At 62.0% G+C, this 13,368-nt stretch carries 12 protein-coding genes; 6 read left to right on the top strand and 6 right to left on the bottom strand.

Going from position 1 to position 13,368, the window contains the following annotated elements; all coding sequences use genetic code 11:
- Positions 1-147 precede the first annotated feature (147 nt).
- Positions 148-867: a TetR family transcriptional regulator C-terminal domain-containing protein gene (locus ACVWZ4_RS31045; protein ID WP_456703352.1), complete on the bottom strand. Its 720-nt coding sequence runs from the start codon at positions 865-867 to the stop codon at positions 148-150.
- A gap of 168 nt (positions 868-1,035) precedes the next feature.
- Entirely contained in the window at positions 1,036-1,941 is a 906-nt protein-coding gene (locus ACVWZ4_RS31040; protein WP_456734995.1) for a helix-turn-helix domain-containing protein, read from the bottom strand.
- Positions 1,942-2,226: 285 nt separating this feature from the next.
- Here ACVWZ4_RS31040 and ACVWZ4_RS31035 point away from each other — a divergent pair, with 285 nt between their 5' ends.
- From ACVWZ4_RS31035 to ACVWZ4_RS31025, 3 genes are all read left to right on the top strand, one after another.
- Complete coding sequence (locus tag ACVWZ4_RS31035; protein WP_456790432.1) at positions 2,227-2,838, top strand: hypothetical protein; 612 nt, start codon at positions 2,227-2,229, stop codon at positions 2,836-2,838.
- Positions 2,839-3,116: 278 nt separating this feature from the next.
- Complete coding sequence (locus ACVWZ4_RS31030; RefSeq protein ID WP_456790431.1) at positions 3,117-3,374, top strand: hypothetical protein; 258 nt, start codon at positions 3,117-3,119, stop codon at positions 3,372-3,374.
- A gap of 217 nt (positions 3,375-3,591) precedes the next feature.
- Positions 3,592-4,098 carry a hypothetical protein gene (locus tag ACVWZ4_RS31025; RefSeq protein ID WP_456703356.1) on the top strand — a complete coding sequence of 169 codons (507 nt, stop codon included), beginning with the start codon at positions 3,592-3,594 and terminating at the stop codon, positions 4,096-4,098.
- Between the two features lie 83 nt (positions 4,099-4,181).
- On the opposite strand, the gene ACVWZ4_RS31020 is transcribed toward ACVWZ4_RS31025, so the two are convergent.
- From ACVWZ4_RS31020 to ACVWZ4_RS31010, 3 genes are all read right to left on the bottom strand, one after another.
- Positions 4,182-5,240 carry a hypothetical protein gene (locus ACVWZ4_RS31020; protein ID WP_456741820.1) on the bottom strand — a complete coding sequence of 353 codons (1,059 nt, stop codon included), beginning with the start codon at positions 5,238-5,240 and terminating at the stop codon, positions 4,182-4,184.
- Between the two features lie 148 nt (positions 5,241-5,388).
- The gene (locus ACVWZ4_RS31015; RefSeq protein WP_456741819.1) at positions 5,389-6,048 is read right to left on the bottom strand and encodes a phasin family protein; all 660 of its coding nucleotides are present in this window, start codon (positions 6,046-6,048) and stop codon (positions 5,389-5,391) included.
- 75 nt (positions 6,049-6,123) lie between these two features.
- Positions 6,124-6,639, bottom strand: coding sequence for a chromosome partitioning protein ParB (locus ACVWZ4_RS31010; RefSeq protein WP_456763636.1), 516 nt, complete (start codon positions 6,637-6,639; stop codon positions 6,124-6,126).
- A gap of 169 nt (positions 6,640-6,808) precedes the next feature.
- Between ACVWZ4_RS31010 and ACVWZ4_RS31005 the strand changes: the two genes are divergently transcribed.
- Positions 6,809-7,372, top strand: coding sequence for a type 1 glutamine amidotransferase domain-containing protein (locus ACVWZ4_RS31005; protein ID WP_456735002.1), 564 nt, complete (start codon positions 6,809-6,811; stop codon positions 7,370-7,372).
- Between the two features lie 204 nt (positions 7,373-7,576).
- On the opposite strand, the gene ACVWZ4_RS31000 is transcribed toward ACVWZ4_RS31005, so the two are convergent.
- On the bottom strand, positions 7,577-11,344 hold the full coding sequence (locus tag ACVWZ4_RS31000) for a vitamin B12-dependent ribonucleotide reductase (protein ID WP_456741818.1): 3,768 nt from the start codon (positions 11,342-11,344) through the stop codon (positions 7,577-7,579).
- A 789-nt stretch (positions 11,345-12,133) separates the two neighbouring features.
- Here ACVWZ4_RS31000 and ACVWZ4_RS30995 point away from each other — a divergent pair.
- Together ACVWZ4_RS30995 and ACVWZ4_RS30990 are read left to right on the top strand one after the other, a co-directional pair.
- Entirely contained in the window at positions 12,134-13,030 is an 897-nt protein-coding gene (locus ACVWZ4_RS30995) for a DMT family transporter (protein WP_456703364.1), read from the top strand.
- 84 nt (positions 13,031-13,114) lie between these two features.
- Complete coding sequence (locus tag ACVWZ4_RS30990; protein WP_456703365.1) at positions 13,115-13,363, top strand: hypothetical protein; 249 nt, start codon at positions 13,115-13,117, stop codon at positions 13,361-13,363.
- Positions 13,364-13,368: the final 5 nt, after the last annotated feature.

Raw genomic sequence — 13,368 nt, 5'->3', positions numbered from 1 at the left:
TGTTTTCACGACCCCGAACGGAGCTCGGCCAACTCTGCGAAGCAACTCAAAGTGGAGTTTGCGGTCGAGCCCGAGCGCCAGGAAAGTTCAGGCTGTTCGGCTCGCTGGAAGCTAAGAGGGCAGGAAAAAGCGCGATCGAAAAATGGGCTAGGCGCCTGATCTGGTGGGGGGCCGGATCGTCGGCTGATCGGTGGCTTCGAGCCCAAGTCCGCCAAAAACCAGCTGTGCGATCGTCGCTTTTGCAGAATCGAAATCTGCCTCTTCCAGCTGCCTTTTGCCCTTCATGATGATCATCTGGCTCGAGAAGTCGGCATAAGCCTGGGTCATTGCCCAGATGCAGAAGAAGAGATCCACCGCGCTGATCGAGCGAATGGACCCGCTCGCCGCCCATTGCTCCAGCGTCGCGACCTTGTCGAGCAGCAATGGAGTTGAGACCTTCTCGATGAAGCTGCCGATGAATTGTGCGCCGCTGATGATTTCGTTTGCATAGATGCGCGACAGATGAGGGTGATCTCGCGAAAAATCGAGTTTTTTATGGATATAGCGCATGAGGATGGTCTTGATGTCGGACGTCGTGTCCAGATTATCCATGTCCCGTGCCCACATATTCATCGCGCGTTCCAGCACTGCGCGGTACAGATCCTCCTTGTCCTCGAAATAGTAGTATATGTGGGGTTTTGCGATCGATGCCTTCTTGGCAATCAGAGCAGTCGTCGCCCCGCGGTAGCCGAAATGCCCAAATACGAACTCGGCCGCATCAAGGATCTTTTCTTCGACGTCAGGGCCCGGCGCAGCAGCCTTGCGGCCGCCTTTTGGCGTGCGGCGGATTCGAAAGAGCTTGAGCTTGTCGGAAGGCGTGGCAGTCATAGGGCCTCGTCGGGAGCGTAGCCTCCGGAAGGAAGGCTGAAAGGCAATGTTTGGATCGGGACCGGCGATTCCCAACGCAGGTTGCCCTTGCCGTCCAGTATTTTCAAGCGGTTAGGCTGGTGATGGTAGGATCGAACAGCTTTCGAGCACACCGTCGGCAGCCCCATATCAGGTACTTCGGGCCGAGCGCCAACGTCCTGGAGTTGTTCCCACCCTGGCGGAGAAGGCTCTCGTGAAGTGACTTTGATCGGCAAAACCGCACCTGATTGCGATTTCAGTGAGCGACAATGTCGATCCGATCAGCAAAGCCTTGCTTTCCTCAATGCGCTGATCGATCAGCCAGCGATGTGGCGGCGTCCCTGTGCTGACCTTGAAGGCGCGGGAAAAATGCGCTGCCGACAGACCGCATTCGCTGGCGATGCGCGCGAGAGAGACCTCTCCATCGAGATGGGAGCGTATCATATCTTTCGCGATCCGAAGTTGCCACGCCGTCAATCCGCTGCGGCGCAAGCGATCAGGCGCCGGGATGCTGGTGTACGTGCGAAGGAAATGGGTGTTGAGCGCCATCGCAACGTAGCCGACAAACAGCTCGTTCGCCTCATGCGGCCTCTCGAGCGCTGGCAACAGGCACTTGCCAAGATGCGTCACGATGGGATCGCGGATGTTTGTACCGCTCTCAACGTCGAACTGGACGCGAGCCGCATCGAGCTCGGCTGCAACGCCACTCAAGGCGCTATGCGGCAAATAGAGATAAATAAAATCAAATGGATCCTGGAATCGAACCACGGTCTCGCATCGCAAATCGTAGATGCTGGCTTCATCCATCAACGATCCTTTGGGTGCGTGGCGCCCGTCAATCCATGCCTCTGCCCTTTGATTGCGCAGTCGCAGACAAAGTGCAAATGCCTCATCTGGAGGAGAGGGCAGGGTTGGATCGCTATCTCGGCCGAAATGGGCCATGCGCACCGCCGCGAACGTTCCCTTTTGCAGGGATTTCACGAGTCCCGTTCGGGGCTGCTCGATCATCCCGAATAGTTTGGCGAGTCGGTCGCCGTAAAGTCCAACGTCATTCATGCTTTACACTCAATACGTCACCGGCAATGATTCCTGTTCGCCGGCCTCTCCGAATAGCAATTTTAGGTTGCGCTGAGTCGGGCGCGCCAGACGATGACGTTCCCGCGAATCCGACAAGCTCGGGCCGGCTTTGTAGTCGGCAACATGTGATTTTTGTTGGCTTATCTTTGCCGGATCGGCTTACGAGGCGTGCATTGATCAATCGTGGCTCAAGACGTTCAAGCGCATTGTTTGAGGCGCACCTAAAGTTGCGTTGCCATTATCGCATGGCGGCCTCTGGAGCAAATGATGTACTTCACACTCATCAGGTCGAAGGCTGCATCGGAATCGATGCAGGCCAACCTGTCATTGCTGGAAGCGCTTGTTAGAACCGCTCGATCGCGGTTCTCGACGTTGGTGGCTCAACTTTCCGACCTGCACAATCGATCTTTGCACTTCGTGCTTAGGGAGAGCGTCGACAACCCTGGCAAGCACAATGGTCATGGAGATAGCCTCGCCTGTGTCGCGCGGGATACGATCGCCGTCATCAAGGTTATGGACCGGATGGCCGACGAGCTCTTGGGCGAGTCAAAGCAATCCTTGTCGTCAGTTGGATACCTCTCGGGCAATGTCCGAGAGATCGCCTTCGGGGGGTGGCGCCTGCTTTGTGGGCAGACGTCGAACGATCTCCGCGCGGTTGCCGTCGAAGAGAAACTTCGGCGGATGCCGCGACTGGTGATCTCACTGTTGGAGGTGGCCACGATCCTGGAGGGGACCGTCACAGATCTTGTGGCAATCGTGGAGAGCAAAACGACCGAGGGGGAAAATCGGGTCTTGAAAGACCTCTGTTTCATTCGATCATCTGCCGACTGCAATCAGAGCGATCCAGCTCGGCCCCGCGGAAGCATTCTGGCCTGACCGAGAGTCAGTGCGGTTTCCTCGAGTTGGCCATTGGATCTGGCTTGGCGTGGCCTCCCGCCATATTGGCATCTCATGTGACTGAGTGTGTGCATGCAAAGGGGGCGTTCGAATACTGTGCGCGTCGGGAAAGACAACACCTGACGTCGACTTTGATGCGGCGGGTGCCGAACCAAAAGCTTTGCGATTGGATCCGCCGGCATTCCCCGAACTCTGGATGTCGAGAGGTGGAGGTCTCGCGCCATCGGACTCATTTCCAGCCGCAGACGGATGCACCCGTGCGCGACGCCTTCGATCTCGCCGCGATCTGTTGGCACGATCATTCAGCGCTGGCCGAGATCGCGCAATCGCCTGCCATTACCGATCATGTCGTGTCGTCTGCGCTGAACCGGCTGAATCTCGCCAAGCACCAGTATCAGGCCGACACCAGGAGCCTGATCAATGCGAGTCCGCGGGGCGAGGAAATCATGGACAGGGCTTGTGGGATTGCGTTGGAGGGGCTTGCGGAAATCCGGGATTTGATCCCCCGAAAGTGAGACCGGCCGAGCGTTGAGTGCACTGTCATCGTAATCGCAACCGCCACCAGGAGAGGTTGCGCGACGATCAATCGCTCATCGTTGCGTGCGGCGTCAGTAGTTGGGAAAAAATGGCAAAGCTGCGGCTGTCAACGATTCATCGAGGTAGAATGCCACTTACCCCCGTAATAAACACAATACTGTTTTGGGGTTCTGGGTGCGTATTTGGAGGACCATCATGGCAAGTGTCGAACAATTGCACAGACGGCAAGGCGTAAACCTGGTTCAGCTCGAAGCGGACATTGCCTCGGTACGCTCGGGAAGTTCTCTGACATCCATTGCTTTACCTGATTACGTCGAGCACACCGAAGGCGTCACGCGCGTCGGCGCCCTCAGTGCGGAGGCGGTCATCCGCGACTATGAGTCTGCTGCGAAAGAGATCGAAGCCATGGGCAGCGAGTTGATCGACGCCGCGCAAAAGTGCGAGGCGCTGACAGCTCAGGTCCATGATGCCATCGCCTTCATGCGGGAAACGGCGACGGGCTATCGTGAAGAGGGGCGGAAGATCTTCAAGCGCATCGAAGAATGCGCGCTGTTCACCGAGGACGTCCGCAAGACGTGCGAACAGGTGAAACGCAGAATGGCGGCAGGCTCGGTCGGCCCGTCTTCCGATGAGGAGGTTGCACCGGAAGGCTCCGAGTTGACCGGGATCGCCGCGAAGGTGACGATGAGCGAAGTCCGGTGAGACGGTCATAGGTCCGTCGGGTGGGCATGGCGCATGTGCGCCTTTGCCCACCCCGCGGCGCTAATGGCGTGCGTTATGCGGGCTCACCAATCCAGATCGCCGTAGGGGTCGCCCATATAGGGCGGCATCCAGGGTCCTCGCGGCGGTCTGGGTCGCCGTGGTGGTGAGGGCTCTGGCACGTGCGGCCGTGCACGCGCAGCCGCATCATTGGTCGCACTGCGCACGACGGGCTTTGCGGCCGCAGGCGCGGATGACGTCGATGGAGCACTCAGTTGTGTCTGCAGCGCGTGGACCTGTGCGGCGAGGCGCGCATTCTCCGCCGTCTCCTTCTCCTGCGCGGCCCTGAGCTGTTGAATGGTGTCGGCCTGCTCGCGCAGGGTCTGTTCGTTGCGGCTTTTCAATTGTTCGAGCTTGCCGTTGATGCTCGCAAGCTCGCTCGTGATGGACTTGAGCGATTGCGCGAGATCGGACGATGACTCCTCGGGCACGGTGGCGGCAGGCTTCGGGGCGCTTTCGGTTTCCTTCGCGACGGGTGCTGCGGGCACCACGCTCGGCTCATCCGCAGCAGCCAGCACCACGGCCGGCGGCTGCGCCGGAGTGTCCGCCGCGGACGCTTGCGCGGGCTGGCTCGCGGCCGGAGCCCATCGTGCCATGAGCGACCTGCTGATCGATTTGGCCTCTTCGCGATATTGCGAAGCGAACGCGGCACCGAGAAGGCCGATCGCCAGCACGAGGCCGACCAAGGCGCGCATCATGGTCCGATCTCCCTTCAAGCCTTGATCGCGCGGCTTGGTCCTCAAGACCTTGGCCTCCGGCGTCGGCGTCTTGTTTCCGGAAGTGGCGGTTGCCGTCGCGCTGGCGCTGGCGTGCGAAGCCCGCGGGCCTTCGCTGTTGTGTTCCATTCCGGAAACCAGCCGGTCCAGCCGCGCAAGGTCTTGCTCCGCGCTCTTGATCCGGTCGTAGGCCCGCGTCAGCCCGTCGTCGGCGCGCGCCTCGTCCGGTGTGGCAGTATCGGGATTGGCCGTATCGCGATTGCCGGCATCAGGCTTCACGGCATCAGGCTTCAAGGTATCAGCCTTAGTATCAGGCTTGGCCGTATCAGGCTTGGCAACATCAGCGTTGGGGTCATTCGCGTCAGGCACCGATGCGCTCTCCATCCGGTCGGGCGTCAATGGGATGGCAGTCCCGATCGTGGGAAGGATAGGTCTCGCAGCTGTCCGACACAACGCGCGCGCACAGGAAAAATTATGGCGGGCTCGGCTCCGCGCCGTCGGAATACGCCAGCTGTCGCTAGTGACGTGTCGCGCGGACTTCGAGCGTGGTCTGGGTGGGCCTGGTCACGAATCTCTCAAAGTGCATGAACATTTGTCTGCTCATTTGTTCGTGCAAGCCGGCGATCTCCCGGGATTCAGCGACGAACGAGTCACACGCCTGTTTCGCGTACTCGATCTGAAGCTCGAAGGCCTCGACGGGTGAGCGCGCCGTCGCGAGCTTTCCCAGGAGGGCCCAGGCGCGCTCAAGGGAGTTGCTGATGTAGCGGCTGTAGGCATCGGCAATTGCCTGCGGGCAGGCCTGCGATGGTTCCACAGGTGCGACGGGGGCGCTGGCAACGATCTCCATCCCGGGCGGCAAGGCTGCAGCTGAGGATAGCTCCGCACTGATCTGGTGGGTGGTCTCAAGGTCCGGCCTGTCTTCTTGCTCTTGCTTGTTCCCCTGACTGATCTCCGCCGCGGCATCCGGCGATTGATGTGCTGCCGTTGCGTGTTGTTTGTCGGCCTCGGTGCGTTCCGCGGCCTTCTTTTTCCCGCCGCGCCGGCCGGATTTTCCGCCTTGCTTATTTTTGACTGAACTCAACATCGCAAATGGCTCCTCAATATCGCTGAAGCCGCAAGCCTCCGTCGCGTTTGCGCTGAAATCGCGATTATCAGACGTCGCTTGGGTGGCCGCCATGTGGTGAGATTTTGCCTGAGACCGGCGGCTCGGTCGATCGACCATCCGGCGCGGCGATCGCCGTCGTCGCAACAATCAATAGCGGCCGCCGCTGCCCTTTTGCTGCGTGATCCAGGCCGACAATGTTTTCGGGACCGGTTTCGCAGTCCGGCCCGGCGATGCCTTCGGATTATCGCGGACGCCTTTCATCGGCCGGGTGCGCGGCGCTTCCGTCTGCCTGGCGCCCTTCAAGGCAGCCGCCGATGCCTCTGCGGCTTCCTTCTCCAAGCGCAGCTGTTTCAATCGCGCCATCTTGAGGCGCTCTGCCTCGACTTCGGGTCGTTCGGCGAGCAGGGGCCTGTGTTGAGCAAGCTCGGCCGTAACAAGGACCCCGAGAATGCTCGTCTCGCCGAGCGCCTTGCAGGCCTCCAACCGATGCAGTCCCTCGACCAGAACGAGGCGGTCTCCGTCGAGCCTGACGGAAATGGGTTCCTGTTGTCCGATGTCCAGAATGCTTTGCGCGACCTCCGCGACGGTCTCGGGCTTGATGGCCTTCTTCTGCTTCGTTGGAACGAAGATCTTCTCGATGGGGAAGCTTTCCGGTTTGGGCATAATCTGACTCCGCATCCACCGGGCCCGTCGGAACCCATGCCGGTGATGTCGGGAGTTTAAGGGCGAAGGGCTCGGTCGCAAAGGCAATTTCGGCGCGGGGCGCGTGTGAGGAACGAAATGCGAAAGTGTTCGATTGACTGGCATCATCTCACGCTCAAAGGAGACACCGATGGAACTGTCCGGGAAGAAGATCGCTATTCTGGCGACCAACGGCTTCGAGCAATCGGAGCTCGAAGTGCCGCGTGATGCCCTCAAGGCTGCCGGTGCGACTGTGGAGATCATTTCGCTGCAGCCCGGCGAGATCAAGGGCTGGGACAAGAAGGACTGGGGCCGCCCCGTCAAGGTCGACAAGACTCTCGATCAGGCCGCTGCGGGCGACTATGACGCGCTCGTGCTGCCCGGCGGCCAGATCAACCCTGACCTGCTGCGTGTCGAGCCGAAGGCGCTTCAATTCATCAAGAGCGTCTTCGATGCCAAGAAGGTCGTTGCCGCGGTCTGCCACGCGCCCTGGCTGCTGGTCGAGACGGGGATCGCGAAGGGCCGCAGGATGACGTCCTACAAATCGATCAAGACCGACGTCGCCAATGCCGGGGCGAAGTGGGAGGATTCGGAGGTCGTCGTGGACCAGGGCGTCATCACCTCGCGCAACCCCGGTGACCTCAAGGCCTTCAGCGCAAAGATCATCGAAGAGGTGAAGGAGGGGCGCCACACGCAGCGCAGCAGCGCAGCGTAATCGCGATTGCGGCGACGGTGCACCAATTAGGGAGTATCGAGATCTTCGACGGCGGCTGCTCGAAGAAGCCAAGTCGTAGGGGCGACCCCTGATTTGGATCACCTTGCCTCATACAGCGCTCGCAGGAGTTGTGATTGATCGCAAAAAAAGGCCGCGCTTTTGCGCGGCCTTTTTGTTGTTAATAACGAAGACTATTTGTAGTCCTCACGAACACCCCGTCGTGCTGCCGCACGTATCGCACTTCATGCAGGTGCCATTCCGCACCAGCGTGAAGTTGCCGCACTCGCTGCACATCTCGCCCTCATAGCCCTTGGCTTTCGCTTCCGCGCGGCGCTCGGCCTTGGTGGGGGCGGCGACCGTCGCGGCGCTGCCGGCCTTGCTCCACTGGAGTGCCTCGAGCTTCTCCGTGGGGGAGAGGTCGTGGGCCACTTCCTGTTTCAGCGCGACCGCGCCTTCCAGGACGTCGCCGACCCGGGCGCTGGCGCCGTGCGAGGCCAAGGCCGTGACCTTGCTGCCGCCCGACGGTGCGCTGTCGTTACCCTGGGCAATCGCGGCGCTGCCGCCGCGCATCACCACGAGGTTGTCGGTGCGGGAGCGGGTGAGGCCGCGCGAGACCAGCTTGGTCGCGTGATGGGTCTCGTCCGGCTCCTTGCCTTCCTCGACGCCCTTGCCGAGCGCGTCGAAGCCGGTCTCGTTCGGATCGACATGGGCGAGATCGAAGCGCGACATGTAGCTCACCGCGAGCTCGCGGAAGACGTAGTCGAGGATCGAGGTCGCGTACTTGATGCTGTCGTTGCCCTGCACGGGGCCCGCCGGCTCGAAGCGGGTGAAGGTGAAGGCGTCGACATACTCATCGAGCGGCACGCCGTATTGCAGACCGAGGGAGACCGCGATCGCAAAATTGTTGATGAAGGAGCGGAGCGCCGCGCCTTCCTTGTGCATGTCGATGAAGATCTCGCCGAGACGGCCGTCGTCATACTCGCCGGTTCGCAAGTACACCTTGTGGCCGCCGACGACCGCCTTCTGGGTGTAGCCCTTGCGGCGATCCGGCATCTTCTCGCGCTCGCGCATCACGATGATGCGCTCGACCAGCTTCTCGACGATCTTCTCCGAGACCTGGGTCGCGCGCGCGGCCATCGGCTTCTCGTAGAGCGCCTCGACCGCATCGTCCTCGTCGTCGTCATCGCTGATGAGCTGCGAGTTGAGCGGCTGGCTGAGCTTGGAGCCGTCGCGATAGAGCGCGTTGGCCTTCAGTGCCAGTTTCCACGACAGCATGTAGGCGGACTTGCAATCCTCCACAGTGGCGTCGTTCGGCATGTTGATGGTCTTGGAGATCGCACCCGAGATGAAGGGCTGGGCGGCTGCCATCATGCGGATGTGGCTCTCGACCGAGAGATAACGCTTGCCGATCTTGCCGCAGGGGTTGGCGCAGTCGAAGACCGCGTAGTGCTCGGCTTTGAGGTGCGGAGCACCTTCCACCGTCATCGCGCCGCAGATGTGGACGTTGGCGGCCTCGATCTCGCGCTTGCTGAAGCCGACGGCCTGGAGCAGGTCGAAGCCGGGGGCCGCGATCGCCTCGGCACCGATGCCGAGCTGGTCGCGGATGAACTCTTCGCCAAAGGTCCATTTGTTGAAGGCGAACTTGATGTCGAAGGCGGTCGGCAGCGCCTTCTCGACCTTGGCGATGGCTTCATCCGTGAAGCCTTTGGCCTTGAGGGTCGAGGCGTTGATGCCGGGGGCGTTGGAGAGCGAGCCGTGGCCGACGGCGTAGGCTTCGATCTCCGCGATCTCGCTCTCGCGATAGCCGAGCGCGCGCAGCGCCGACGGCACCGCGCGGTTGATGATCTTGAAGTAGCCGCCGCCGGCGAGCTTCTTGAACTTCACCAGCGCGAAGTCCGGTTCGATGCCGGTGGTGTCGCAGTCCATCACCAGGCCGATCGTGCCGGTGGGCGCGATCACCGTGGTCTGGGCGTTGCGATAGCCGTGCTGTTCGCCGAGTTCGAGCGCCGCATCCCAGGCCGCCTTGGCGTGGGTGACGATGTCCTGTTGCGGGCACGAGGCGTGGTCGAGCGGCACCGGGTTGACGGAGAGCGCCTCGTAACCGGAGGACTCGCCATGCGCGGCGCGGCGGTGGTTGCGGATCACGCGCAGCATGTGCGCGGCGTTCTTCTTGTAGCCGGGGAAGGTGCCGAGCTCGGCCGCCATTTCCGCCGAGGTCTTGTAGGTGATGCCGGTCATCACAGCGGTCAGCGCGCCGCAGAGCGCGCGGCCTTCCTTGCTGTCATAGGACAGGCCCATGGTCATCAGGAGGCCGCCGATATTGGCGTAGCCGAGCCCGAGCGTGCGGAACTCGTAGGAGAGCTCGGCGATCGCGCGCGACGGGAACTGCGCCATCATCACGGAGATTTCCAGCACGATGGTCCAGAGCCGGCAGAGGTGCTCATAGCCCTTCACGTCGAACTGTTTTGTCGACGTATTGTAGAAGGTCAGCAGGTTGGCTGAGGCCAGGTTGCAGGCGGTGTCGTCCAGGAACATGTACTCCGAGCACGGGTTCGACGCGCGGATGTCGCCCGAGGCCTTGCAGGTGTGCCAGTCGTTCATGGTGGTGTTGAAGTGCAGGCCGGGGTCGGCCGACGCCCAGGCGGCGTAGCCGATCTTCTCCCAGAGGTCGCGCGCCCTGAGCGTCTTCGTCACCTTCTTGGAGGTGCGGGCGTTCAGGTTCCAGTCGCCATCGGTTTCGACGGCGCGCAGGAAGTCGTCCTTCAGCGAGACCGAGTTGTTGGAATTCTGGCCTGACACCGTGAGATAGGCTTCGCTGTCCCAGTCGGTGTCGTAGACGTCGAACTGGATGTCCTTGTAGCCTTGCTTGGCGAACTGGATGACGCGCTTGATGTAGTTGTCGGGCACGAGGCTGCGGCGCGCGAGCTTGATTTCACGGCGCAGGGCAGGGTTCTTCTCGGGGTCGAAGCAATCGTCGCCGGAGCCTTCGCAGTTGACGCAGGCCTTCAGCACCAGCTTGAGGTGCTTCTGGTTAATCTTGGAGCCGGTGACCAGCGCAGCAACTTTCTGCTCCTCCTTCACCTTCCAGTCGATATAGGTCTCGATGTCCGGGTGATCGACGTCGACGACGACCATCTTGGCGGCGCGGCGGGTGGTGCCGCCCGACTTGATCGCGCCGGCGGCGCGGTCGCCGATCTTGAGGAAGCTCATCAGGCCGGACGAGCGGCCGCCGCCGGAGAGCTTCTCGCCTTCGCCGCGCAGGCGGGAGAAGTTGGAGCCGGTGCCGGAGCCGTATTTGAACAGGCGGGCTTCGCGGACCCAGAGATCCATGATGCCGCCTTCGTTGACGAGGTCGTCGCCGACTCCCTGGATGAAGCAGGCGTGCGGCTGCGGATGCTCGTAGGCCGACTTGGACTTGGTCAGCTTGCCGGTGAAGGGGTCGACGTAATAGTGGCCCTGGCCGGGGCCGTCGATGCCATAGGCCCAGTGCAGGCCGGTGTTGAACCATTGCGGCGAGTTCGGCGCGACCATCTGCATGGCGAGCATGTAGCGGAGCTCGTCGTAGAAGGCCTGTGCGTCCTCGTCGGACGAGAAGTACTTGCCCTTCCAGCCCCAATACGTCCAGCAGCCGGCGAGGCGGTCGAACACCTGCTTGGCGCTGAGCTCGCTGACATAGCGCTCTTTCTCAGGCAGCGCTGCAAGGGCATCGGTGTCGGGCACGGAGCGCCACAGGAAGGAGGGGACGGATTCCTCCTCGACCTTCTTCAAGCGCGCGGCGACGCCGGCCTTGCGGAAGTATTTCTGGGCGAGCACGTCGGAGGCGACCTGCGACCATTCGGCCGGGACCTCGACGCCATCCATTTTAAACACGACCGACCCGTCGGGATTCCGGATCTCCGACGTGGTCAGGCGGAACTCGATTCCCGCATAAGGTGACTGTCCTGCCGTGGTGTGGCGCCGCTCAATCCGCATGGTCTTGCCCCGTCCTTTTCTTTGACCTGACCGCCTCTCGTTGAAGGCGTCCCGGTCGCTATTTCAATTCGCGTTTCCCTTGGGCCCTGTTGGCCCCTCAGGCACCGCAGTTCAGCCGGTGGATCCGGCCTGTTTCTCCCGGGGATGTCGGGTGCGTGCACCTCTCATCCGCCGGCTTGCCTGGACACATCCGCCCCCAAGGGGATGAGCCCGACATGCGTTCAAACGCCCCACACCATCACAACGTCTAACTTCACGCGCGTGCACCGGCGTGAAATTTGCCATCCGAGCCTGTTACCGGCCCGTTCTGGCGCCCGAAAAGTCTGCTCACCAGGGCAGACAAGCCCTTTCCCGCGGCCTTCGTCTGGCTTGGCGGAGTGGCGATTTGCGAGACCCTTGGGGGGAGTGCCGGCGGGACGCAAACTCACTCGCGCCGAACGGATCGAAAGCTAGGACTCTCCAAAGCGCCCGTCAAGAACTAGTGCGAGTTCCTGAATCAAATACTAAATATGGTGGATTACGGGGGATAACAGGGGCAAGGCCGCGCCTGTTGTCGAGCCAAGTATCAGTGAGTCCTCAGGGATTCCCAACCGAAAAAATTTGCATCCCGTGATGATCCAGACCCTTCATCCCGCTGTTCACAGGGCAGCTATATTTTTGCCCGAAAGGATTGCGTCAGCAGGACTCACGTAGTGCTACGGAAGGTAAGGGCAGGCATGCCCGCCGAGGTGGTGGTCCCGTCCCCGAATCCGCGCCAAGCTGAGGGTCCTGATTTGCCGGACTGCCTCCATGCTTGATTCGACCAAACCGGTGCTGCGGCCGCGCATCGCCCCGGCCGGCCTGATGTTCCTCGCGATCACCTCGATCGGATGGGGGTTCAATTGGCCGGTGACGAAATTCCTGCTCTCCGAGCTGCCGCCGCTGACGCTCCGCGGCGTCACCGGCGTGCTCGGCGCGCTGTTGCTGGCCGCACTCGCGCTGGTGCGCGGCGACAGCCTGACGGTCGCGCGCGCGGTCTGGCCGCGGCTGATCACGGCAGCCGTCCTCAACGTCACCGGCTGGATGGTGCTGATGGGGCTCGCGCTGCTCTGGCTGCCGGCGAGCGAGGCGGCGTTGATCGCCTACACCATGCCGGTCTGGGCCTCGCTGATCGCCTGGCCGGTGCTGGGCGAGCGGCCGACGGTGCTGCGCACGATCGCGCTGGTGATGGCGTTTGCCGGGCTCGCCTCGATCATGGGCGGCAACGGTATTGCCGCCAGTGCCGAGAAGGCGCCCGGCATCATCATGGCGCTATCAGGCGCCATCGGCTTTGCCGTCGGCACGGTGTTCTCCAAGAAATACCCGATCCATCTGCCGCCGATCACGGCCGCCGCCTGGCAGATCGGGATCGGCTGCCTGCCGATCTCGGTCATCGGCCTGCTCATCGAAACCTCGCATCTGGACAAGGTGACGCCAACAGGCTGGTGGCTCCTGGTCTATTCGACCGTGGTGCAGTTCTGCATCGCCTATGTCAGCTGGTTTGCGGCACTGGCGCGGCTGCCGGCCTCCGTGGCGGCGATCGGGACGATGGCGGTGCCCGTGATCGGCGTGGTGGCGTCAGCGATCGCGCTGCACGAGCCGCTCGGGCCGGGGCAGATCGCCTCGCTGATCTTTACCCTCGTGGCCGTGGTGCTGGCGACGCGCTAGGGGCAGGATAGGCCCTGCAAACAGGCCGCGCCTGCTCGCCTGCAGGGACTCCGCGAACAACCGGCTGAGCGGCGGAAGAGTCCGATGCGCCTTCTTGATCAGCGCGACCGCCCGCGAAAAGTTGCTGTCGCTGATCCTGCGGCTGCGCAGCGAGGGTTCGGCGAGGATTTCGTCTCCTCCTGGCTCTGTCGCGGGGAAGAGAAGCGGCTCGGCCTGCAGGCCGGCACGTCCGTCGATCTCGTCGACGATCAGGAGTTCACGACACCGTTTCTCTTTGCCGCTTCGGCGGTCATGACTATAGCTTGCGTTTGTCTCGGCATTTTCCCGCTGTAGCGAGG

It is taken from the genome of Bradyrhizobium sp. USDA 4472, assembly GCF_054058595.1.
The sequence above is the reverse complement of the archived record's forward strand: the minus strand, read 5'-3'. Positions and strand labels throughout refer to the sequence as shown.

Excerpts from the sequence above, each read along its gene's own strand:
- ACVWZ4_RS31045 (WP_456703352.1), bottom strand. The coding sequence starts at position 867 with ATGACTGCCACGCCTTCCGACAAGCTCAAGCTCTTTCGAATCCGCCGC.
- ACVWZ4_RS31040 (WP_456734995.1), bottom strand. The coding sequence starts at position 1,941 with ATGAATGACGTTGGACTTTACGGCGACCGACTCGCCAAACTATTCGGG.
- ACVWZ4_RS31035 (WP_456790432.1), top strand. The coding sequence starts at position 2,227 with ATGATGTACTTCACACTCATCAGGTCGAAGGCTGCATCGGAATCGATG.
- ACVWZ4_RS31025 (WP_456703356.1), top strand. The coding sequence starts at position 3,592 with ATGGCAAGTGTCGAACAATTGCACAGACGGCAAGGCGTAAACCTGGTT.
- ACVWZ4_RS31015 (WP_456741819.1), bottom strand. The coding sequence starts at position 6,048 with ATGGCGGCCACCCAAGCGACGTCTGATAATCGCGATTTCAGCGCAAAC.
- ACVWZ4_RS31010 (WP_456763636.1), bottom strand. The coding sequence starts at position 6,639 with ATGCCCAAACCGGAAAGCTTCCCCATCGAGAAGATCTTCGTTCCAACG.
- ACVWZ4_RS31005 (WP_456735002.1), top strand. The coding sequence starts at position 6,809 with ATGGAACTGTCCGGGAAGAAGATCGCTATTCTGGCGACCAACGGCTTC.
- ACVWZ4_RS31000 (WP_456741818.1), bottom strand. The coding sequence starts at position 11,344 with ATGCGGATTGAGCGGCGCCACACCACGGCAGGACAGTCACCTTATGCG.
- ACVWZ4_RS30995 (WP_456703364.1), top strand. The coding sequence starts at position 12,134 with ATGCTTGATTCGACCAAACCGGTGCTGCGGCCGCGCATCGCCCCGGCC.
- ACVWZ4_RS30990 (WP_456703365.1), top strand. The coding sequence starts at position 13,115 with ATGCGCCTTCTTGATCAGCGCGACCGCCCGCGAAAAGTTGCTGTCGCT.